The sequence below is a fragment of the Gluconacetobacter asukensis genome (genome assembly GCF_014174375.1).
In the GTDB taxonomy this organism is placed as follows: domain Bacteria; phylum Pseudomonadota; class Alphaproteobacteria; order Acetobacterales; family Acetobacteraceae; genus Gluconacetobacter; species Gluconacetobacter asukensis.
Genome location: NZ_JABEQE010000011.1, coordinates 98,120 through 119,632, shown reverse-complemented (window position 1 = coordinate 119,632; position 21,513 = coordinate 98,120). Strand labels below are relative to the sequence as shown.

The 21,513-nt window shown below is 65.0% G+C and carries 21 protein-coding genes, 1 pseudogene and 1 other annotated feature; of the genes and pseudogenes, 15 read left to right on the top strand and 7 right to left on the bottom strand.

The window, feature by feature from the left end; all coding sequences use genetic code 11:
* The first annotated feature begins 151 nt into the window (after window positions 1-151).
* Genes HLH35_RS13405 through HLH35_RS13390 form a run of 4 tightly spaced genes read left to right on the top strand, consistent with a single transcriptional unit; the run spans window position 152 to window position 4,654 of the window.
* Window positions 152-1,492 carry a B12-binding domain-containing radical SAM protein gene (locus HLH35_RS13405; protein ID WP_182979604.1) on the top strand — a complete coding sequence of 447 codons (1,341 nt, stop codon included), beginning with the start codon at window positions 152-154 and terminating at the stop codon, window positions 1,490-1,492.
* Between the two features lie 11 nt (window positions 1,493-1,503).
* Entirely contained in the window at window positions 1,504-2,313 is an 810-nt protein-coding gene (locus HLH35_RS13400; RefSeq protein ID WP_338029351.1) for a class I SAM-dependent methyltransferase, read from the top strand.
* Window positions 2,310-3,113, top strand: coding sequence for a class I SAM-dependent methyltransferase (locus tag HLH35_RS13395; protein WP_182979602.1), 804 nt, complete (start codon window positions 2,310-2,312; stop codon window positions 3,111-3,113). Before HLH35_RS13400 ends, HLH35_RS13395 begins: the two co-directional genes overlap by 4 nt.
* Window positions 3,110-4,654, top strand: coding sequence for a B12-binding domain-containing radical SAM protein (locus HLH35_RS13390; RefSeq protein ID WP_182979601.1), 1,545 nt, complete (start codon window positions 3,110-3,112; stop codon window positions 4,652-4,654). The genes HLH35_RS13395 and HLH35_RS13390 overlap by 4 nt, the downstream gene beginning before the upstream one ends.
* On the opposite strand, the gene HLH35_RS13385 is transcribed toward HLH35_RS13390, so the two are convergent.
* Window positions 4,644-5,888 carry a nucleotidyltransferase family protein gene (locus HLH35_RS13385; protein ID WP_182979600.1) on the bottom strand — a complete coding sequence of 415 codons (1,245 nt, stop codon included), beginning with the start codon at window positions 5,886-5,888 and terminating at the stop codon, window positions 4,644-4,646. The genes HLH35_RS13390 and HLH35_RS13385 overlap by 11 nt on opposite strands.
* Window positions 5,889-6,000: 112 nt before the next feature.
* On the opposite strand from HLH35_RS13385, the gene HLH35_RS13380 reads away from it, so the two are divergent.
* Genes HLH35_RS13380 through HLH35_RS13365 form a run of 4 tightly spaced genes read left to right on the top strand, consistent with a single transcriptional unit; the run spans window position 6,001 to window position 9,358 of the window.
* The gene (locus HLH35_RS13380) at window positions 6,001-6,678 is read left to right on the top strand and encodes an RNA polymerase sigma factor (RefSeq protein WP_220790672.1); all 678 of its coding nucleotides are present in this window, start codon (window positions 6,001-6,003) and stop codon (window positions 6,676-6,678) included.
* A 9-nt stretch (window positions 6,679-6,687) separates the two neighbouring features.
* Window positions 6,688-7,329, top strand: a complete 642-nt coding sequence (locus HLH35_RS13375; RefSeq protein WP_182979599.1) for an anti-sigma factor family protein — start codon at window positions 6,688-6,690, stop codon at window positions 7,327-7,329.
* Entirely contained in the window at window positions 7,330-8,607 is a 1,278-nt protein-coding gene (locus tag HLH35_RS13370; RefSeq protein ID WP_220790671.1) for a S8 family peptidase, read from the top strand. It begins immediately after the preceding gene.
* A complete protein-coding gene (locus HLH35_RS13365) occupies window positions 8,564-9,358 on the top strand; it encodes a TorF family putative porin (RefSeq protein WP_182979598.1) in 795 nt (264 codons plus the stop codon). The genes HLH35_RS13370 and HLH35_RS13365 overlap by 44 nt, the downstream gene beginning before the upstream one ends.
* A gap of 77 nt (window positions 9,359-9,435) precedes the next feature.
* Here HLH35_RS13365 and HLH35_RS13360 read toward each other — a convergent pair.
* Window positions 9,436-9,696 (bottom strand): annotated as a pseudogene (locus tag HLH35_RS13360) (hypothetical protein); the annotation flags it as partial.
* Window positions 9,463-9,634, bottom strand: a sequence feature (AL1L pseudoknot). It overlaps the preceding pseudogene by 172 nt.
* 186 nt (window positions 9,697-9,882) lie before the next feature.
* Between HLH35_RS13360 and HLH35_RS20240 the strand changes: the two are divergent.
* Together HLH35_RS20240 and HLH35_RS13350 are read left to right on the top strand one after the other, a co-directional pair.
* Window positions 9,883-10,017 carry a hypothetical protein gene (locus HLH35_RS20240; RefSeq protein WP_275944245.1) on the top strand — a complete coding sequence of 45 codons (135 nt, stop codon included), beginning with the start codon at window positions 9,883-9,885 and terminating at the stop codon, window positions 10,015-10,017.
* A 109-nt stretch (window positions 10,018-10,126) separates the two neighbouring features.
* Window positions 10,127-11,281, top strand: a complete 1,155-nt coding sequence (locus HLH35_RS13350) for an epoxide hydrolase family protein (protein ID WP_182979597.1) — start codon at window positions 10,127-10,129, stop codon at window positions 11,279-11,281.
* Window positions 11,282-11,295: 14 nt separating this feature from the next.
* On the opposite strand, the gene HLH35_RS13345 is transcribed toward HLH35_RS13350, so the two are convergent.
* The gene (locus HLH35_RS13345; protein WP_246385075.1) at window positions 11,296-11,493 is read right to left on the bottom strand and encodes an Arm DNA-binding domain-containing protein; all 198 of its coding nucleotides are present in this window, start codon (window positions 11,491-11,493) and stop codon (window positions 11,296-11,298) included.
* 295 nt (window positions 11,494-11,788) lie between these two features.
* Window positions 11,789-13,411, bottom strand: coding sequence for a glutamine-hydrolyzing GMP synthase (guaA, locus tag HLH35_RS13340; protein WP_246385074.1), 1,623 nt, complete (start codon window positions 13,409-13,411; stop codon window positions 11,789-11,791).
* A 184-nt stretch (window positions 13,412-13,595) separates the two neighbouring features.
* Between guaA and HLH35_RS13335 the strand changes: the two genes are divergently transcribed.
* The 4 genes from HLH35_RS13335 to HLH35_RS13320 all read left to right on the top strand — a co-directional run bounded on the left by HLH35_RS13335 (window position 13,596) and on the right by HLH35_RS13320 (window position 17,228).
* A complete protein-coding gene (locus HLH35_RS13335; protein WP_182979596.1) occupies window positions 13,596-14,075 on the top strand; it encodes a hypothetical protein in 480 nt (159 codons plus the stop codon).
* A 125-nt stretch (window positions 14,076-14,200) separates the two neighbouring features.
* Window positions 14,201-16,159 (top strand): CocE/NonD family hydrolase, encoded by a 1,959-nt coding sequence (locus tag HLH35_RS13330; protein ID WP_408870127.1) that lies wholly within the window; start codon window positions 14,201-14,203, stop codon window positions 16,157-16,159.
* Between the two features lie 218 nt (window positions 16,160-16,377).
* A complete protein-coding gene (locus HLH35_RS13325) occupies window positions 16,378-16,875 on the top strand; it encodes an NUDIX hydrolase (protein WP_182979594.1) in 498 nt (165 codons plus the stop codon).
* On the top strand, window positions 16,872-17,228 hold the full coding sequence (locus HLH35_RS13320) for a response regulator (protein ID WP_182979593.1): 357 nt from the start codon (window positions 16,872-16,874) through the stop codon (window positions 17,226-17,228). Before HLH35_RS13325 ends, HLH35_RS13320 begins: the two co-directional genes overlap by 4 nt.
* Before the next feature lie 7 nt (window positions 17,229-17,235).
* Here HLH35_RS13320 and HLH35_RS13315 read toward each other — a convergent pair whose 3' ends face one another.
* Genes HLH35_RS13315 through HLH35_RS13305 form a run of 3 tightly spaced genes read right to left on the bottom strand, consistent with a single transcriptional unit; the run spans window position 17,236 to window position 20,353 of the window.
* On the bottom strand, window positions 17,236-18,744 hold the full coding sequence (locus tag HLH35_RS13315) for an ArnT family glycosyltransferase (protein ID WP_338029348.1): 1,509 nt from the start codon (window positions 18,742-18,744) through the stop codon (window positions 17,236-17,238).
* A complete protein-coding gene (locus HLH35_RS13310; protein ID WP_182979592.1) occupies window positions 18,699-19,862 on the bottom strand; it encodes a glycosyltransferase in 1,164 nt (387 codons plus the stop codon). Before HLH35_RS13310 ends, HLH35_RS13315 begins: the two co-directional genes overlap by 46 nt.
* The gene (locus HLH35_RS13305) at window positions 19,859-20,353 is read right to left on the bottom strand and encodes an Lrp/AsnC family transcriptional regulator (RefSeq protein ID WP_182968844.1); all 495 of its coding nucleotides are present in this window, start codon (window positions 20,351-20,353) and stop codon (window positions 19,859-19,861) included. The genes HLH35_RS13310 and HLH35_RS13305 overlap by 4 nt, the downstream gene beginning before the upstream one ends.
* 150 nt (window positions 20,354-20,503) lie before the next feature.
* On the opposite strand from HLH35_RS13305, the gene trxB reads away from it, so the two are divergent.
* The gene (gene trxB / locus HLH35_RS13300) at window positions 20,504-21,463 is read left to right on the top strand and encodes a thioredoxin-disulfide reductase (protein WP_182979631.1); all 960 of its coding nucleotides are present in this window, start codon (window positions 20,504-20,506) and stop codon (window positions 21,461-21,463) included.
* The last annotated feature ends 50 nt before the right edge of the window (window positions 21,464-21,513 follow it).

The window sequence follows — 21,513 nt, the reverse complement described above, 5'->3', positions numbered from 1 at the left end:
ACAGCTGCAGGATAAAAATTTCGTTTGGCATGCGACAATTTTATACTGAATCGCACCCGATGAACAATATGCGGCATCGTGGGAGTCTCGGACATTGATCCTGCTCGCCCATTCGTATTTTTTGCAGCACGACCCAAAACAATTTTCAAGGATGAAGCCCTATTCCCCGTTGTCCACCCTGATACTCGCCGCGCTGCTGCGCGAAGGCGGGCATGACGTGGCACTGTTTGACGCCACGTTCGCCGACGGGATTGAGGATTTCGAGAAGGCACTGGATGAGTACGAACCGCGCATTGTCGTTCTCATGGAAGACAATTTCAATTTCCTGACCAAGATGTGCACCACCAATCGCCGCGAGAGCGCGCTGGCGATCATCGGAGCGGCGCGGGCGCGCGGCTGCCGGGTGGCCGTGAATGGGCCCGATGCCGCCGACATGCCCGCTGCCTATCTGGCCGCCGGCGCGTCGGCCGTGGCACTCGGCGAGGGAGAGATGGCGCTGGCCGAACTCGTCGGCCTCTGGAACGGGGGAAATAACAACGCGTCTTCCGTCGCCGGGTTGCTCCTGCCAGGGGCCGGCAAGCCGGTTTCCACACCCGCTCGCCCCCCGCTGCGTGACATCGACCGCCTGCCGTCCCCGGCGTGGGACCTGCTCGACATCGATGCCTACCGCCGCGCCTGGACGGGCGCGCATGGCGTATTTTCATGGAATATGGCGACTTCGCGCGGCTGTCCCTATACGTGCAACTGGTGCGCGAAACCGACATTCGGCCGGCGCTATGAAGTTCGGTCGCCAACCCACGTCGCGAACGAAATGATTCGCCTGAAGGCGGAAGTGGCGCCCGACCAGGTCTGGTTTGCCGACGACATCTTCGGCCTCGACACCGACTGGACGACCGGCTTCGCGCGTGAGGTCACGAACGGCAATTGCCGGATTCCGTTCACCATGCAGTCGCGCGTCAACCTCATGACCGAAAGCATGGTCGACGCGCTGGCACGGGCGGGTGCGAGAGAAGTCTGGCTTGGCGTCGAGAGCGGCTCACAAAGGGTCGTCGACGCCATGGACAAGGGCGCGAGCGTGACGGCCGCGCGAACGGCGACGCGCGTGCTCAAGGCACATGGCGTGCGCGCCTGCTGGTTCATCCAGCTCGGCTATCCGCCCGAAAGCTGGCCGGACATCCTCGCCACCCGCGACCTGATCCGGGAGGAAAACCCGGACGAAATCGGCGTGTCGGTCGCGTATCCGCTGCCGGGCACGGCCTTTCATGCGCGCGTGCAGGCCCAGCTCGGGCGGCAGCGCAACTGGACGACCACGGGCGAGCTGGCGATGCTGTTCCAGGGAACCTATTCCACCGAATTCTACCGCAAGGTGCGCGACCTGCTGCATGCGGAAAACGAGACCGGTATCTGGAATGACGAGGCGTGGAACGGGCTGGAGGCCGAAGCCTTCCACCATCGGTCGCCTCACCCGTTCCAGCATCAGCTCGAGGCTTGACGTTGAGCGGGATGCAAGGCCTGCCGCCGGCCGCAGCGGCTTTCGACGCGATCGCGGAAGGTTTCGACGCGCGCTTCACGCCCTGGCTCAGCGTGGCCGCACAACGGCGCGCGGTCCGGAGGGTCCTGGCGCGCGCTTTTCCACCGGGCGCCCGGGTGATCGAGATCGGCGGCGGCACCGGCGAAGACGCATTGTGGCTTCTCGAGCGCGGGCGGGAGGTGCTTCTGACCGATGCCTCTCCCGCGATGGTGCGCCTGTCCGGCAGGAAATTCGCGGGCCGCGCCGGTGCGCGAACGGCGCTTTGCGCCGCCGAGGACCTTGCCGGACTGGCCACCCGGATCAGCCTCCCGCTGGACGGCGCTTTCTCAAATTTCGCCGCATTGAACTGCGTCGGCGATCTCCGTCCCTTTGCGGCCGGGCTGGCGACGCTCCTGCGCGAGGGGGCGCCGGCGATACTCGTGGTGTTCGGCCGTTCCTGCCCCGGCGAATGGGTAACCGAGATGGCGCGCGGCCGTCCCGGCGAGGCCTTCCGGCGACTTGGTACGGGCGACCGGCCCGCGCGGCTGGGCGGGCGCACGTTCAACGTCCGCTATCACGGGCGGCGCGATATCGAACGCGCGATGGCGCCGTGGTTTCGCCCCGATGGCCGGTTGGGCGTGGGTGTCTTCGTGCCGCCCAGCGCGGCCGAGCCTTGGATATCGGGCCATCCGAGACTCCTGGATGCGTTCGAGAGGCTCGACCGCGTGTTCGCCGGGCCGCTCGCGCGATTGGGGGACCATATTCTCTACCGTTTCGTGCGCAACGGGGCCGAAGCCCGATGAGCCGCGACGCGCTGCGGGATTTCGCCCGGGATTACGCGGCCCACCGCGCGGCGGAAGGCCGCCTCTATGCCGAGGACGCGCTGCTCGGCCTGCCCTATCTGCGCCATGGCCCCCTCGCGCGCCAATGGGGTGTGCGGGCACGCAGCTTCGAGGCGCTGCTTGGTCGGATCATCCGGCCCCTCGCCGCATCGCTCGGCCGCGGGTTGCAGTTGCTTGACCTGGGGGCGGGCAATGGCTGGCTGAGCTACCGCGTTGCGCTGGAAGGGCATGACACGACGGCACTCGACATCCGCAGCGACAAGGTCGACGGACTAGGCGCCGCAGCCCCTTTTCTGGAGCGGAGCGGCGGCAGGATGCAGACCCTGGATGCTTCTTTCGACGCCATCCCCATGCCGGATGCCAGCTTCGATATCGCGGTCTTCAATGCCTCGCTGCATTACGCGACGAATCTCGGCGCCGTCCTGGCAGAGGCAGCCCGCGCCGTGCGGCCCGGCGGCCGGCTCGTGATCCTTGATTCGCCCTTCTACCGCCACGAGGCCGACGGGCTTGTCATGGTGGCGGAGAAACTGGCCGACGCGCCATGCCGCTTCGGCGCGCATGCCGAAACGCTGATGTCCCTCCCCTTCATCGAATTCCTGACACGCGAACGCCTGGCGGCTGCATCGGCGCCGATCGGCTGCGCGTGGCGCCGGTCGCGCGTGCGCTATCCGCTCTGGTATGAAATCCGCCCCGTCGTCGCCAGACTGCGGCGCGCGCGCGCGCCCTCCCGTTTCGATCTCTGGAGTGCCACGCGCCCGTGATTATCCTCGTGAACCCGCGCGCCACGCGCCCGGAAAATCGCCGCTTCCCGCTCTCGGTCATGGCCATCGGCGCGGCACTTCCCTCCGACGTCAACTGGAAGATCGTCGACGGGAACCTGCCCGGCATCGACGCGTTCTCCGTCATAGCCGGGCATATCGAACAGGCAGCGGCGGAAGGCGACCCGGTGCGCAGCATCGCCATGACCGTCATGCCGGGCCCGCAACTCGTAAGCGCCGTGCCCCTCGCCAAGGCGATAAAGCAGCGCTATCCGGACATTCCGATGATCTGGGGCGGCAATTTCGGCAGCCTGTATCCGCAGCCGGTGCTGAACGCGCCTTATGTCGACTGGGTCGTGCAGGGACAGGGCGAGGAGACGTTCCTGGAGCTGCTCGAAGCCATCGCTGGCCGGCGCGATCCGAAAACCGTCGCCGGCATCGCCTTCCGGCAGGAGGACGGATCGCACTGGATCGGGCCGGAGCGCGTCTGGAAGGGACCGGGCGAGCTGCCCGCGCCGCCATATCACAGGATCGATGTCGGCCAGTATCTTCGGCCGACCATACTGGGCCATCGGTCCGGCGTCTATCAGGCCTCGATCGGATGCCCATATGGCTGTAATTTCTGCGGCGTGATCAGCGTCTTCGGCCGCCGCGAGAAAGTCCAGCAGCCCGAGCGCACTGCCGAGCATCTCCGCTATCTCGTGCAGCATCACGGCATGGATTCGGTGCATTTCTACGACAATAATTTCTTCCTCAACGAAGCGCACGCCCAGGAGGTCGCCCGTACGATGAAGCCGCTGGGCCTGCGGTGGTGGTGTGAAGCGAGGGTCGACGCGCTCTGCCGCTTTTCCGATGCGACCTGGCGGGCACTTCGGGAGGCCGGCCTTTTCATGGTGTTCTGCGGAGCCGAATCCGGTTCGGACGAGGTGCTGGAGCGGATGAACAAGGGCATCACGACCGAGCAGATACTCATGACGGCGGCGAAGACGCGGGAACACGGCATCATCCCCGAGTTTTCCTTCATCTTCGGCGATCCGGAAAGGCCGGAGCAAGAGATGGAGAACACGTTCTCCTTCATTCGCAGGCTGAAGGCGATAAATCCGGATATGGAGCTGATCAGCTATTTCTTCACGCCCACGCCCCAGCGCCGCCAGACCTATGGCGGCGTAGATGCCCATGCGGGCACTCCCGACACTCTTGAGGAATGGATCGAGCCGGAATGGGTGGCGTGGATGACGCACGAAGACCCGCGCCTACCCTGGTTCGCGCAAAAACTGCGGACACGCGCACAGGATTTTGATCTGGTGCTGAAAAGCCGCTTCCCCTCGGTTCATGACCGAAAGACGCGGGATTGGGGAAAGCTGCTCGGCAAGGCTGCCGCGTGGTGGCGCTGGAGGCAGGAGATCTACGACGATCCGCGGCTCCTGCGGCAGATCCGCAGGTTCGCCCGCATTACGCCCGACGATTCCCAGGCCTATGGCCATTTGCGCCCCGCAAGCGCGCCGAAGCCGCGGAGATCGCCCAGGATGGTCCTTACCGGCTGATCGTTCCACGGATGAGACGCCAGGCGCGGGCTTCGTAGATTCGGCGGCGATCCGACCAACGGCGGTCGTCGGGAAGCAGGTCCGCTGCGAGCATCCGCAACCGTCCGCGCCATCCCTGGGCCCACATGAAATGCTCGGCGAGCGAGTTGCGCCCGATACGCTGGGCCGATGCAGGGCTCAAGCGCGCGAGCCTGCGCCGCACGGTGCGCGGAACCCATCGGGCACACTCTTCGAGAACGTTCGCCGGCACCGTGCCCGGCAGAAGCCGCTCGGCCAACCGAAGGGCTGGATAGGCATAGCCGAGCGCCGTCGTGAGCCGACCCGTCGCAAGGAATTCGTCCCAGCACAGGCGGCGCAAGGCGACCTCCCGCCGTACGACCAGAACCAGTTCGACCTGACGCAACAAGGTCAGGTTCTGCCAGCCGACTCCCGCATGGGCCGCCAGATGCAGCAGCAACGGCGCTGGCTCCAGTACGCGGGCCCGCGCATCGACAGCCCAACGCTCCCTGCCCGCGAACGGAGCCGCCAGGTCGAAATGGCCCAGCGGCGTGCCGTGTCCCGCCGATATGTCGAGCGAAATATGCAGGTCGATCGACCAGGGATCGTCGGCATGGACATAAGTAAGCGTTCGCGGTTCGCCGCTCGCCGCCGGCAGGGACCAGCTGCTCTCCCACCTGCCACGCTTCTGTAGCGAAAACCCGAGTTGCGCCAGCACAGCCTCGGCGCGATGCCCATCCCCATGCGCCACCAGCAGGTCGATATCCGATGCCGGCCGCACGCCGGGCTCGGGAAAATAGACCGTGCTCGTGTGAGCGCCCTTGAGTATCAGAACCTCGATCCGAAGCTCGACCAGCCTGCCGACAAGCGCGGCGGCTACCGCCGCCATCCGCTTCGCCCGCCGCCTGTTATGCCTCAGCTGGCGCTCAAGCTCCACGACGACGGACGGGCCAGCCCGCAGCCGCCCCTGTTCGATCCAGAAGCCGAGAAGCGGCCCCATGCCGGACGTGTAGCCGGCCAGACCCAGAGCCTCCGCGCCACCGTCAAGATCCGTGGCCGCCTCTCCGCCAAGACACGCAACAGCCGCCTTCTGAATGGTTCCGAGCGCGGCACCCCATGATTCGACCGACACGTCAGGCCACAGCCAGGCCGGCCGTCCCTGCCTGCGGGCCCAGGCGAAACGTTGACGTACCTCCTCGGCGGAGAGTCCGGCCTCGACATCCCATTCGCAGTCCATTCACGATACCTTGTCGTTGCACACATCATTGTGTGCTTTCCCCACAGCTTAGTTCCATCCGGCCGCTGAAACGTTCGATCGCGGAGAGAGGTCGTTATTAGTGGTGGCGCCCATGAAAATTTTCGCGAATAAATTGAATCTTGAACCTTGGACGCGCTCCAGGGCACCAAAAGGAATAAGCATGGGGGACCAAGATTTGGGCGACCGCAGCGTGGAAGCTGCGCGGCGCCAGCCAGTTGCCCGAAACAACAACGATGCGCTGTTGGTGGAGCGCATCCGGGCGCGAGACATGGTTGCCTTTGAAGAACTCTATCGCGGCTATTATGATCGTCTCGCACGCTTTGTGCTTAAACGCGTTCATCGTCCCCATCTTGTTGAAGAGGTTGTAAATGACACGCTGATGGTGGTTTGGGACCACACGGATTCGTTCAAGGGCGACAGCAGGCTATCGACCTGGATATTCGGCATCGCCTACCGCAAGTCCATGAAGGCGCTCCGAAATCACCAGGACCCGATGGAAGACGAGAACGCGGAGTCACAGGTAAGCCCCGAACTCAGCCCGGAAGACAATCTCGGCCGCCGGCGCAACCGGGAGCTGCTCCTGGAAGCGATGGAAGGCCTCTCTGTCGAGCACCGCGAGGTTCTCGAACTCACTTATTTTCAGGAATTTGGCTATCAGGAGATCGCTGACATCATGTCATGCCCAGTCGGTACCGTGAAGACCCGCATGTTCCATGCGCGGCGTCAGCTGCGTCGCCTGTTGGACGGCACTCTGCCGGATTGGATCTAGGAGTCCATTATGGTGGACATTATCGAGTCCATTAAGATGGGCATCAGCCGTTTCGACGACTCCCCGCACAGCCAAACCAAGCTATTGTTGCCTTGGTTTGTGACCGGCACGCTCGGCGATACCGACAGGGCGCTCGTTCAGCGGCATCTCGCTGAATGTGCGGAGTGCCGTGAGGATTTGCGGATGGAACGGGCCCAGGCGCGGAAGATCAGGGCGCTTCCGGGCGATGTCGATCAGGGGTGGGCCGCGATGAAGGCGCGTATCGAAGCCGGTCAGGCAGATATGAAGCGGCCGCAGCCGAGACAACATGCTCGCAGCAGCCGAAGATTGGTCTCCGGAGCGATGGCATTTGCAGCGGCGGCTTCGGTCGCGATTTTCTTGCTGGTGAAACCGCTGCCACTCTACCGGACACTTGGTGGGTCACCTCATCCCAGCATTGGCAATGTCATTGTGAAATTCAAGCCAGACACGTCCGAAGCCATCCTGCGCACGGTGCTGACGCAGAACCAGGCCAGGATTGTGGATGGCCCCACCACGTCTGATGCCTATGTGCTGCACGTGGCCGATGACCAGCGTGCAGCGGCCCTGTCCCGGCTCCGGAGCAACAGCAACGTCACCGTCGCGGAACCGATCGACGGTGATATGCGATGAGTGACGCGTAAAGTGGCTGCCCTGGCCTGGTGCCGCGCGGTTCAGACCATTTTTGTCCTGCTTCTGGGTTTAATGTTGCCCAATATGCCGGCCGCCTCGCGCGAAGTGGCCACGAATGCCCGGCAGATCCTCGTGATGCTTCGCATTCCACCGGACCATCACCGGCCCAGCGCGTCCTATGGCGGGGATTACGCCGACGCGTTCACCATCGCTGCGCAGAGACGGCGCGCGGAGGATATCGCCCATCGCTACGGGCTGGCGTTTGTCGGCAACGGATGGCAAATGCCCCTGCTGGGCGTGGACTGCTACGTTATGCAGGTCGGGCCAGGCGATACGGTTGAAACCGCGATAAAACGCATTTCTGACGACAGTAACGTTCTGTGGTCCCAGGCGATGCATCTCTACAGGGCCGAAGCATCGCCCTCACCCATTGTTAACGACCCCCTGGCAGACCTCCAGCCGGTGACCACCGCCTGGAATTTGACAGCCCTCCACCGGGTCGCAACAGGGCGCGGCGTGGTCGTCGCGGTGGTCGACAGCCGCGTTCAGCTTGACCATCCCGACCTTGCGGGCCAGTTCGTCTCCAGCGAGAATTTCGTCGACACCGACAACGGACCAGCCGAGACGCATGGCACTGGCGTCGCAGGCGTGATTGCGGCGAAGGCCGGCAACGCCATTGGTATCGCCGGCGTAGCACCTCGGGCGAAGCTGATGGCGCTACGCGCCTGCTGGCAGACCGATGCCACAAAGCAGACGGCGCCGACTGTCTGTGACAGCCTCAGCCTCGCAAAGGCACTGCAATACGCTATTGAACACTCTGCTGACGTCATCAATCTCAGCCTTTCAGGTCCTCCTGACCGCCTGCTCGCGAACCTGATCGATATAGCTGCTCATCGCGGCATAGTGATCGTTGCAGCGTACGACCCGACATTGCCCCAAGGCGGGTTTCCGGCCTCCGCACCCGATGTCATTCCGGTGGATATCGATTCCGCGTCCACCGCGCCATCAGGCGTCTACCTCGCCCCTGGCGAGGACGTGCCGACGACGCAGCCGGGCGGCCAGTGGGCCCTGGCCCATGGCAGCTCTTATGCCGCAGCTCATGTCAGCGGACTCGTTGCGCTGCTCCGTGAGGACCGCAAAAATGCTCCTGTTGCCCTGCTGGCCACGCCTCGGCTGACAGGAGGAGTGATCGATGCCTGTGCTACATTATTGCATGCTGGAAAACCATGCGACTGTGACTGCCCAATCCATGCGCACGCCATCATGGCGGGGAGATAAATCGGCTTTTTCTTCCTTTCGTTTTCCGGGCGTGCATGTTCTGGGTGCCGCCACCCTGGCCATCATGTGCTGCGGCCGCGCTCATGCGCAGGTGGCCGGCCAGATGGGCCTGCAAAACAATTATGAAGTACGTGGCATCTCCGTCACTGGCGGACGCCCCGTTGGCAGGCTGGATCTTTCGTATGATTTAACGTCGGGCCTGTTCTTCAACGGATCCGCTCTGGGGGCGCTCCCCGATCGCAACCATCCGGGGCTCACCGGTATCATTGGCGACGCAGGCTATGCCAGGCGCCTGGGCTTGTGGCTCTCCGCCGATGCCGGGGTGACGCACTCGGAATATATCGGCGTCGGCCCAGGGGGTACAAGCATCGGGTATAGCGAGGTCTACACGGGCCTCAGTTCGCGTCACGTCTCCCTTCATCTCTACTACTCTCCCGATTACTGGAAATCGAACAATCAGACGTTCTATGCCGAGTTGGGCGGCAATACGGGTCTGGTGGCAGGAATCCGGCTGAGCGCGCATTTGGGTCTGCTGACATATTTGAATGGCGAGACGGGCTCTGCCCGAGCCTATATCCGATCCGGCAGCGTCCAGTACGACTGGCTCATCAGCATGTCGCGCCAGTTCGGCGCGCTCGATGCACATATGAGCGTTTCAAATGGCGGTTCAAATGCGGTCCGCTCCTACGAATCCTATAGTAGACCGTCCTTCATGACCATTTTCATCGTGGGTGCAGGTTACACATTCTAACAGACTGTTAAAAAACCCTTTCGCCGATGGCACATGAGTGATCCACTCTGAACCGCCTCGGGATTGGTGAAGACCGGTTTGCGCAGCCGCTCATAATAGGCCGACCGGGTGATCTTCAGCATCCTGCAGATCGGCTCGACCCCGTATTCCCACGGGGCGTGTCAACGAATGTCCTCATTTCCGAAAAAGGCAAAGCCTGCCGGAAGGTTCCGGCGATGCGTAGCATCGTTGGAAGATAGGCAGAAGGGATCGAGCGCCGCCTCGGCGAAATACGCCGACGCTTTCCGCAGGATTTCATTGGCCTGCGGCAACTCGCGCACGTCGCGTTCCAGCGCCTTGCCGGCCAGCCATCCTGGTTTCGCGAAGGCGTGGCGTTCGTTGGCAGCTACAGCGGCGTTGTTGCCTTGATGGCCAGCGCCCACGCAGACCCGAACTCCGCGCTCTATGCGCCATGTGCAGCGGTGCACTCGGCCGGCGCGTGACTGCTTCTTCGTGCCCAGGCCGAGGGAACGGCGCGCAAGGATATGGATTCGGACGACCTGTTCGCCCTGATGTCGGGGCTCGGCTGGCTGGTCAGCCAACGGGCGTTTGTTTCACGATCCGATCATCTCTTCAATCTCATTACCAGCACCATCCTGACAAATCGGCCTGGAGCCTGACACGCCCTACGGAAACCCCTAGTCGGGAAGCAGGCGGAGGCGCTTGATGCTTACAGCGCACAACATGATGTTGCTTCATCGGCACGCCGCGCCAAGATAGGAAATTCAGATGGGAATACGTGAATATAAGATTCATGTCAGCGACGATGCGATCGCTGACCTCAGAGCACGGTTGCAGGCGGTGCGATGGCCGGTCGTACTCGATGATACGAGTTGGGCGGATGGCGCCAGTCTGACCGAGATCCGGCAACTCGTTCAATATTGGCTTCACAACTTCGATTGGCGCAGCCAGGAACAACGACTGAATTGCCTGCCACAATTCCTGCTGGATGTTGGCGGCACTGACATTCATTTCGTTCATCAGAAAGGTATCGGCCCTGCGCCTATCCCGCTCATCCTGACACATGGCTGGCCAGGCTCTTTCTGCGAAATGGAGCACATCCTTCCTTTGCTGACCGACCCTGGCGCGCACGGAGGCGATCCCGCAGACGCATTTGACGTGGTGATTCCCTCACTGCCCGGATTCGGCTTCTCCGCGCGCCCGACAAAGGCTGGGACGAGTTCGAAGACGATCGCCATGCTCTGGCGCGAATTGATGTGCGAGCTTGGCTATGAACGGTTCGCAACACAAGGTGGCGATATTGGCGCAGGCGTGTCGATGTGGCTCGCGCGGCTTTTTCCAGAAAGCATTCTGGGCGCTCATGTGAACTACATCCCCGGCAGCTTCAAACCAGGGATCGTCAATGTGAGCCAGCCGGTCTCAGCCGAGGAAAACAGCTTCCTTGAACGTGCCGGTCGTTTCTCGGCGGAGGAAGGAGCCTACTCCGCCCTACAGGCCACCAAGCCGCAAACGCTGGCGTTCTCGCTAACGGACAGCCCGGTCGGGCTTGCTGCCTGGATCGCCGAGAAGTTCCATACCTGGACCGACAGGCGGAATGCTCCACAGTCTGGCGTTCCCCTCGATGTCTTGCTCACCGACATCTCGCTTTACTGGTTCTCCGAAAATGTCGATGCATCATTGCGCCTCTACAAGGAGAACCGTCTGAACCCACTTGCCTTCGAAGTGGGTGAGCGCGTGGACGTTCCCCTCGGCGTGGCCGTGTTCCCTTATGAACTGCCGACGCCACCGCGCAGTTGGGTCGAGCGGGTATTTCCTGTGACCCGCTGGACGGAGATGCCGGCGGGCGGGCACTTCGCTGCACTCGAACAACCCAAACTGCTGGCCGAAGATATCAGGGCGTTCTTTCGGCCGCTTCGGCAATAGGGCAGGCACAGCTCTCAAGCTCGCGCTAGCGAGATTCCGTCTCGTCCGTACTTGCCCAGATGGACCGTCTCGCGCCGACCATCGAGCCGGTAGTCCAGCCTGAATGAAAGGGCGCCCGATGGCGCGACGCGCACATACATGCCGTCGCGATCGGTCACTTTGTAGATTTTATCTTTTGATTTCAGCGCCTTGATCGCAGCGTCCTTCAACATGGTGGACCACCTCCAAAAAGTACCGTCACGCGGTTTTTTTGGGGGGCTCTCGTCGAAAAAGACGGCGTATTGTCAGAAGCTTAGCGCAAAAAAAATACCGTCAGGAGCCTCATCTGTCCTGACGGTACTTTCAAATTTCCCCGCGATCAATATGCGCGAGGTCCGTCACACGGGCCGACGGACGCGATCTCTGCCCACCAATGGATATCGACAGATATTGGACTAATTATTTATCTTTTTCCGTTGGTTAGATCTTACTGTGGCGTAGTTTTGGATACGCCCGGATAGACCAAAATCACTCCCACTCGATCGTCCCGGGCGGCTTCGACGTGATGTCGTAGGTCACGCGATTGATGCCGCGCACCTCGTTCACGATGCGGCTGGCGACGCGGTTCAGGAAGCCGATGTCGAACGGATAGACATCGGCCGTCATGCCATCGGTGCTGGTGACTGCGCGGAGCGCACAGGCATAGTCGTAGGTGCGGCCGTCGCCCATCACGCCGACAGTGCGGACCGGCAGCAGGACCGCGAAGGCCTGCCAGATCGCGTCATACAGGCCGGCACCCCGGATTTCTTCCAGGAAAACCGTATCGACCTGGCGCAGCAGCGCCAGCTTGTCGCGATCGATCGCGCCGGGAATGCGGATGGCCAGGCCCGGCCCGGGGAACGGATGGCGGCCGACGATGGCCTCGGGAATCCCCAGTTGGCGGCCCAGTTCCCGAACCTCGTCCTTGAACAGTTCGCGCAGCGGCTCGACCAGCTGCATCTTCATGCGTTCCGGCAGGCCGCCGACATTGTGATGCGACTTGATCGTCACCGACGGGCCGCCGGTGAAGCTGACGCTTTCGATCACGTCCGGATACAGAGTGCCCTGGGCCAGGAACTCCGCGCCACCCAGCTTCGCGGCCTCTTCCTCGAACACCTCGACGAACAGACGGCCGATCGTCTTGCGCTTCACCTCTGGGTCCGTCACGCCTTCCAGGGCGGAGAGGAACAGGTCCGACGCGTCGCGGTGGATCAGCTTGATGTTGAAGCGGCCACGGAAGGTCTTGACCACCTCCTCGGCCTCGCCGGCGCGCAGGATGCCGGGATCGACGAAGATGCAGGTCAGCTGGTCGCCGATCGCCTCGTGGATCAGCACCGCCGCCACCGAGGAATCGACCCCGCCCGACAGGCCGCAGATGACCCGGCCCGACCCGACCTGCTGGCGGATACGGGCAATTTCCATGTCGCGGAACCCGGCCATGGTCCAGGTGCCCTGGCAACCCACCACGCCGTGGGTAAAGTTGCGCAACAGGGCCGCACCATGCGGCGTATGCACCACCTCGGGGTGGAACTGCACGCCATACATGCGCCGCCCCTCATCCGCGATGATGGCATAGGGCGCGCCCTCGCTGACGGCCACCGCGCGGAAGCCGGGCGGAAGCTTCGTCACCCGGTCGCCATGGCTCATCCACACCTGCTCGCGCCCGCCTCGCGTCCAGGTGCCACGGAACAGCGCGCAATCCTCGACGATATCGACATGCGCGCGGCCGAATTCACGATGCGCGTGCGTTTCCACCGCGCCGCCCAGTTGGAAACACATTGCCTGCTGGCCGTAGCAGATGCCCAGCACCGGCACGTTGAGGGCGAACACGACATCAGGGATGCGGGGCGCGTTCTCGTCCAGCACGCTGGCCGGGCCGCCCGACAGGATGATGCCGCGCGGGGCGAAGGCGCGGATCCGCGCCGCGTCGGTGGAAAACGGCCAGATTTCGCAATAGACGCCGCTTTCGCGCACACGGCGGGCGATCAGCTGCGTGACCTGGCTGCCGAAATCCAGGATCAGAATCCGGTCCTGATGCAACGCGGCGTCCAGCGTCGTCGTATCCTCGGGCAGGGTCTGGGTGGAACCGGCGGTCTTCACATCGTCGCTCATCGTTGCTCTTTCGGTCGCGGCGTTACGGTCGCAGGGCGCGCTGCGCGACCGGGCGGGCCGTGCAGGAGCCGGATATGCGTCGACACAGAATATAGTGCAAGCCCGGAGCGGGCGGGACCCTATGGTCCAACGGGCCGGCCGCCGCCATATAAGGGGCCAGACCAAGGTGTTACGGAGCCCGAACGTGTCCCTCTTCCGACTGGACCACCCTTTGCCCGTTTCCCGTCGCGCCTGCCTGGGGCGCGCGACGATGATGGGCGCCCTCATCCTCGCCCTGTCGACGGGCGGCCTGTCGCGGGCCGCCGGAGCGGCCGACGATGCGGCCCGCGATCCGCTCGGGATCTGGACCGGCACGCTGGTCGCCGACCGTGGCATCTGCCCCGAGACGCGGGCCCCGTCGACCTTGCAGATCGAAGGCAAGCGCATTGCCTTCACCCCCGCCGACGGCGCGCACACCCTGCGCGGCCAGCGCGATGCGACACCGGGCCATTTCCACGCCCAGCTCGTGCTGAGCGACATGAACCACAAGCCCTTTCCCATGGTGTTCGAAGGCACGCCGGAAGGGGTTGAGATCCATGGCACCTACGGCACGCCGCGCTGCCACGCCCATGTGGTCCTGACCCGCCCGCAATCCCATTCCAGGGAGCATTTCCTGGGCCATTGAAGCGGCCTGCCGAACGCCTTGCGCCGGGATGATGGGCGGTTGCCTGATCCATCCGGTTGCGACATGGTCGACCACGCGAAAAGCATGACATCTCCGCCATGACGGATAGAGCAGGAGCGCCTGGTTTGACCCTTCCCTTCCATCGCCCGGGCGGGGCGATCGCCTTTGCGACCGCCCTCGGCCTGATCAGCAGTCTGGGCCATGCCGCCCCTCCGGCGGCGCCGACGGCCGCATCGTCCCTGACGGTGCAGACGGGCAGCGACATTCCCGCCCACGTCACCTTCCCCACCGCCGCGCGCGATTACGTCAAGCGCGAGATCATGATCCCGATGCGCGACGGGGTGAAGCTGCATACGGTGATCGTAATCCCGCGCGACGCCCATGATGCGCCGATCCTGCTGACGCGCACGCCCTATCATGCCTCGAAGCGCCTCAACCGGGTCGAGGATGCGCCGACCATGCGCGCGCTACTGCCCCAGGGCGACGATGTGTTCGTGGAATCCGGCTATATCCGCGTGTTCCAGGACATTCGCGGCAAATACGGGTCGGAGGGCGATTACGTCATGACGCGCCCGGTGCGCGGCCCGCTGAACCCCACCCATACCGACGAAGTCACCGATGCGTGGGACACGATCGACTGGCTGGTCCACAATCTGCCGCAGTCCAACGGGCGCGTGGGCATGCTGGGCTCGTCCTATGAAGGCTTCACGGTCGTCATGGCGCTGCTGAACCCGCACCCGGCGCTGAAGGTCGCGGCCCCGGAAAGCCCGATGGTCGATGGCTGGATGGGCGACGACTGGTACCATTACGGCGCCTTCCGCCAGGGCGGACTGGACTATTTCACCGACCAGATGACGGTGCGTGGCTCCGGCTCCTCAATCCCCCGCGTCGATCGCGACGACTACACCAACTTCCTGCGCGCAGGCTCGGCCGCCCAGTTCGCCTCCGCCGCCGGGCTGGACCAGTTTCCGTGGTGGCAGCGCATGCTGGCCCATCCGGACTATGATTCCTTCTGGCAGGACCAGGCGCTGGACAAGCTGATCACCCGCCACCCGCTGACCGTTCCCACCATCTGGGAACAGGGGCTGTGGGATCAGGAAGACATGTGGGGCGCCATCCATTCCTGGCAGGCGCTGAAGGCGACCAGCCCGAACGTGCCCAACGTGCTGGTGATGGGCCCCTGGCGCCACAGCCAGGTCAATTACGACGGGTCGGAACTGGGCCCGCTGCACTGGAACGGGGACACCGCGCATCAATTCCGCGCCGAGGTGCTGCTGCCCTTCTTCAACCAGTATCTGCGCCCCGGCTCGCCCGAGGTTCATCTGCCGGAAGCCATCATCTACAATTCCGGCGAGAACCATTGGGACCGCTTCCCGCACTGGCCCCTGGCGTGTGACGACAAGAGCTGCGACCAGAAGCTGAAGCCGCTGTACCTGCAGGCCGGCTACAGCCTGTCGTTCGACCACCCCGCCACCGGACAGGATTCCTACGTGTCCGACCCGGCGCATCCGGTGCCGTTCGTGCAGCGTCCGTTCAATTTCGCGGAGGATTCACCGCGCTGGAAGACCTGGCTGGTCCAGGACCAGCGGCCGGCCGAAAGCCGCCCGGACGTGCTGACCTATGAAACGCCGGTCCTGACCAAGTCCGTCCGCGTCAGCGGCGTGCCGGTGGCCGACCTGTTCGCGGCGACCAGCGGCACCGATTCCGACTGGGTGGTGAAGCTGATCGACGTGATGCCCGCCACCGACGGCGACCGGCCGGAAATGGGCGGATACGAACTGGCCGTGTCGATGGACATCTTCCGTGGCCGCTACCGTGAAGGGTTCGACCATTCTGTGGCCGCGGTAGCCAACGCGACGGCGCGCTATCGCTTCACGCTGCCGGCGGTCAACCACGTGTTCAAGCCGGGGCACCGGATCATGGTGCAGATCCAGTCCTCGCTGTTCCCGCTCTACGACCGCAATCCGCAGACCTTCGTCCCCAACGTGCTGCGTGCCACGCCGCATGATTATGTGACCGCCACCCAGACAATCCATCGGGGTGGTGAGCAGTCGACGGCCATCTGGCTGCCGGTCGTCCCCTGACAGCGTGGCCGGACATGCGCGCTGGCGGCGATCTGGCGCGCGTTTCCTGTGCTTCGGTGCTCGCGGCCATCAAGGCCGCTCCGCTCCGAGGCTCGGAAACACACGCCGGGCGCGGCCGGTTCCGGGCCGCTCTCGCTCGTCAACCCACATGTCCGGCCAGGCTTTGCGGCGCCCCGGCATGGTGGCGCCGGAGGCAGGCATGCGGTTAAGATTACCGCATGACTGCTTCCTCCACCGTGTCGGCCGCCATCCTGGCCGTTGTTGTCCGTGACGCGCGCCTGCTGCTGATCCGGCGCGCCAACCCGCCGGATCAGGGGCTATGGGGCTTTCCCGGCGGCCGGATCGAACATGGCGAGACCCTGTTCCAGGCGGCCGAACGCGAACTGCGCGAGGAAACCGGGTTCGTCACCCGGGCCCAGGGCGTGCTGACGGCATTCGACGTGCTGGACCGGGCACCCGACGGGCAGTTGCGCTTTCATTACGTCATCACCGTCGTGCACTGCGCCGATTCCGGCCAGACCGACATCCAGGCTGCCGATGACGCGGTAGCCACGGGCTGGTTCACCCTCGACCAGATCCGGGCCAACCCGGAGCGCATGAGCCCCGGCCTGCTGGAACTGGGCACCCTGGCGCTTTCCGAACGGGGGGCCGCCCCCTGGCCCGTCCCCGGGGGCGATCCCCGTCGCCTCATCCCCGCACAGGACCATGCATCATGATATCTGGCCGCCATATCCTGCTGGTCGAGGACGAATCCGCCATCGCCGACCTGATCTGCACGGCGCTGGAGGCATCCGACCTGCGCGTCACCGCCTGTCCGGGCGTGCAATCGGCCATGAACGCAGTGGAACAGGGGCCGATCGACCTGGCCATCATCGACCTGTCCCTGCCCGACGGCCCGCCAGATCGCCTGATCGCCCGACTGAAGGCGGGGGGCATCCCCCTGATCGCCATCAGCGGTGACCCGGCCCGCCTGGCCACCCTCGCGCCGATCCCTACGTTGGAAAAGCCATTCCGGGTCCGCGCGCTGATGGAGCTGGTGCGCGGCACACTGGACAGCGCGGCGCCATAACGACGCTCTATTCCTCCCCAGCCGACAGGCGGGCTGCGCCGGCGAGCGGGCCGGGCGCCAGCGTGACACGGAAGACGGCATAGCGTTCGGCAACCCTGCCCTTGCGTGCCCGCTCCACGGTGCCGATCCGCGTGGCGCTGCTGAAAGGCGACAGATCGAGGTCGCGCAGCCGCCGGACGCTGCACAGGAAGATACCACTGCCCCCCACCGGGCGCGGTAGGTCGAACAGCGCCCAGCGCGGCTCGATCCCGATCACTGTCCGGCGTGGCAGGGCCAGGGCCAGTTCCGCCGCCAGCCCGTATTCGTCGGCCGCCACCATGTCGCCGGGGGCCACCAGGGCATCGACCTTGCGCGCCAGGTCCTGCCAGCCGGCCATCTGCCGCAGGGTAATGTCCAGATGCGGCGACAGCGAAACGGGCGCCAGGGTGGACTGGACATAGACCAGCAGCGTCAGCGCAAACCCCAGGACCGTTCCCGCGCGCCAGAAGCGCCAGGCGGGCGAAGCGGCGAGTACCGCCATGGCAGGATAGAGCAGCACCGGCCAGTTGGCCTGCACCCGATCGCCCAGCGCGTGCTGCACGAACACGAGCGCCGACGGCACGATCCACCACAGCAGCACCGCTGCCCCCGGATCGCGCCCGGCACGGTGCCAGGCCCGCCACATTCCGCCGCCGAACCCCAGCGCGATCAGCGGCGTCATCAGGCCGATCTGCCCCCCTGCCAGTTCCGACAGGAACTGCACGGCCCGCGCCGGCCGCCAATCCCCTGCCCGACCGCCCTGACGCACGAAGCTGGCCCAGTGATGCGCGTGGTTCCAGCCGATGACCGGCAGGAACAGGATCGCGGCCAGCACCACACCGCACCAGGGCCAGGGCGTGCGCAGCCACGCCCGGCCGAACCGGCTGCACAGGCACCACAGCGCCAGCCCGCCACCGGGCAGCACGGCCGTATATTTGCTGTCGCAGGCCAGGCCGAGCACTGCCCCCAGCACCAGCCACCATACCCCCCGACCCGTGGCCAGCAGCCGGCCCAGCGCCCACAGCGCCAGCGTCACGAAGAACAGCAGCGGCGTATCCGGGGTCATGGTCACGGCGCCGATGCCCAGCGCCAGCGTGGCGTTCAGTAGCAGCCCCGCCCGCACCATCCGGCCGGCCGGTGGCCCGTCGCCCTGGCCGAGGTCGCGCGCCGCCACAACTAGGAACAGCGTGCCGATCGCTGCCGAGAGCGGGGCCAGCAGGCGCACGCCCAGGGGGCCGTCTCCCAGCAGGGCCGTGCCCACGCGGATCCACAGCGCCACCATCGGGGGATGGTCCAGATAGCCCGGCGCCAGCGCACGGGACCAGACCCAGTAATAGGCCTCGTCCGGCGACAGGGGCGTCCACGCGGCCACGATCACGCGCAGTACCGTCACCCCGAGGAGGGCCAGGCCCCATCGCGACAGGTCGGGCCCGCCCAGTCCCCTGGCGCCCGTCATCGCACGCGCCAGATCAGGGTCGATGAAACGGCGTAATTCCACACCACCGCGATCGCCGCCCCGGCCGCCCCGGCCAGGCGCCATTCCCCGTCACGGCTGAAGATCGCCCGTGCGATGCCGACATCGGCGACGGCCCCGGCCGAACAGATGATCATGAACAGCCCCAGCCCCAGCCACATCCGCGCGCCGCGCAGCCGCCGGTCGCGATAGGTCAGCGCGTTGTTCATCCAGAAATTCGTCACCATGGCGACCAATGTGCCCAGCCATTGGCTGGTGGTGAAATCGGCCCCGAAACGCCGCCCGATATCCAGCACCGCCAGATTGACCAGAATGCCGACCAGCCCGACCAGCGAGAACGCGATGAACCGGGTCGGCAGGAACCCCCGGCAGATCTTGTCCGCCAGCATCGCTACGAACTGCATCAGTACCAGGATGTCCAGCTTGCTCTCGCCCGCCGCACGGGGGCGGAAGACGAACGGCACCTCCAGCACCCGTGGCCGCTGGGGCGCGGACAGGAACACATCCAGCAGGATCTTGAAGCCGGTGCCCGACAGGCGCGGCACCGTGCGTTCGAACAGATCGCGGCGCATGGCGAAGAATCCGCTCATCGGATCGCCCAGCCGCACCGGCAGGATCATCTGCACCAGGCGGATGCCGGAGTCGGAGAGGAAGGTCCGCCAGCCATTGGCCAGCCCCGCATTGTCGCCGCCGGCCACATGGCGGCTGCCGACCGCGATGTCGTACCCGTCACGTGCCACGGCGTCGATCAGCCGCCCCAGGCACGATTCGTCGTGCTGCATGTCGCCATCCATGACGGCGACGATCCGTGCCGAGGAGGACAGCACGCCCTCGATCACCGCCGACGACAGGCCGCGCCGCCCCACGCGCAGCAATCCGCGCACGCGGCCATCGCTTTCCGCCAGGGCCCGCACCTCGTCGATCGTGCCGTCGGGCGAGCTGTCATCAACGAAGATGACCTCCCACGCCCGCCCCGCCAGGGCCTGGTACAGCGCCGCGACCAGGGGGCGCACATTGGCGCGCTCATTGTAGCAGGGCACCACGATGCTGATATCCGCCGCCGGACGCGCCAGGCCGGCCCCGCCCGCAACTCCGGCGTCATCCCCCCACACGGGGCCGGCCTGGCCCCGGACCTGGGTCATGCGCCGTCTGTGTCGCCGAAAGGCTGGGCCAGTGGCTGCACCGGCACCCCGGCGCGGCTGAGCGAGGTGCGGATGGTCTGCAATGTCTGGACCCGGCTGACATGCGGGCTTTCGGTCAGGCGCCGGGTCAGCTGGTTTTCATGCGCGGCGTCGCGCGCCACCAGCCGGACCAGGAAATCGCCGCCGCCGCGGATCATGTGGCACTCCCGCACCTCCGGCCATCCGGCGACCTGGGACTCGAAGGCGGTCAGGACCGCTTCCTTCTGGCTGTCCAGCCCGATCAGGGCAAACAGCGTGATCGTCCATCCCAGCAGGGCCGCGTCGGTGTCGGCATGATAGCCGCGGATCAGCCCTTCCTCCTCCAGCCGGCGCACACGCCGCAGGCATGGTGGGGCGGAAATGCCAACCCGACGCGCGAGTTCCACGTTGGTCATGCGGCCATCCGCCTGGAGTTCCGCTACGATCCGACGGTCAATCGCATCCAGATCCATCACGTCAGTTTTGTCCGTCCCAGAATATCAAGCCTTCAGGATACGGCATGCGCCCCTCGCCGAAAAGAGCATCCAGATCCCCACATGGCTTGTGCCTGGCGCGCCACACGGCCATATCCCATGCAGCTTGAACAGACCTGTGCCGAGTCCATGACCCATACCCATTCCACCGACCTGCTCGTGATCGGGGCCGGCCCCGCCGGCTACACCGCCGCCATCTACGCCGCCCGCGCCAACCTGAAGCCGATTCTGGTTGCCGGCCTCCAGCCCGGCGGCCAGCTGATGATCACGACGGACGTGGAAAACTATCCGGGTTTCGCCCGAGGCATCCAGGGCCCCGAGCTGATGGAGCAGATGGCCGCCCAGGCCGCCCATGTCGGAACGCGGATCATCCACGACATCATCACGGAATGCGCGCTGGTGGGGCGCAAGGCGGGCGAACCCTTCCGCCTGGTCGGCGATTCGGGCGATGTCTACCTGGCCCGCTCGGTGGTGATCGCGACCGGGGCACAGGCGAAGTGGCTGGGCATTCCCGGCGAAGCCCAATATCAGGGCGCCGGGGTCTCGGCCTGCGCCACCTGCGACGGGTTTTTCTATCGCGGTCGCACCGTGGCCGTCATCGGCGGCGGCAATACGGCGGTCGAGGAAGCGCTCTACCTGACCCATCATGCCGAACATGTGTTCCTGATCCACCGGCGCGACAGCCTGCGCGCCGAGAAGATCCTGCAGGACCGGCTGTTCGCGCACCCCAAGATCACGGTGAAGTGGAACCGCGTGACCGAGGAGATCGTCGCGGACGGCGAGCCGCCCGTCGTCACCGGCATCACCCTGCGCGACACCACGACCGGCGCGCATGAAGATCTGTCGGTCGACGGCGTGTTCGTCGCCATCGGCCATGCGCCGCACACGGACATTTTCCGTGGCCAGGTCGAGACCGATGACGAGGGCTATATCGTCACCAACCCCGGCGGAACCCGGACATCGGTGCCCGGTGTCTTCGCGGCCGGCGATGTTCAGGACAAGATCTATCGCCAGGCCATCACGGCCGCCGGCACCGGCTGCATGGCCGCGCTGGAAGCGGAACGTTTCCTGGCTGGAATCCCGGGCTGACTCCCCATCAAATCCTTGACCGGACGGCCCGTTTCGGTCACCAAAAGTAA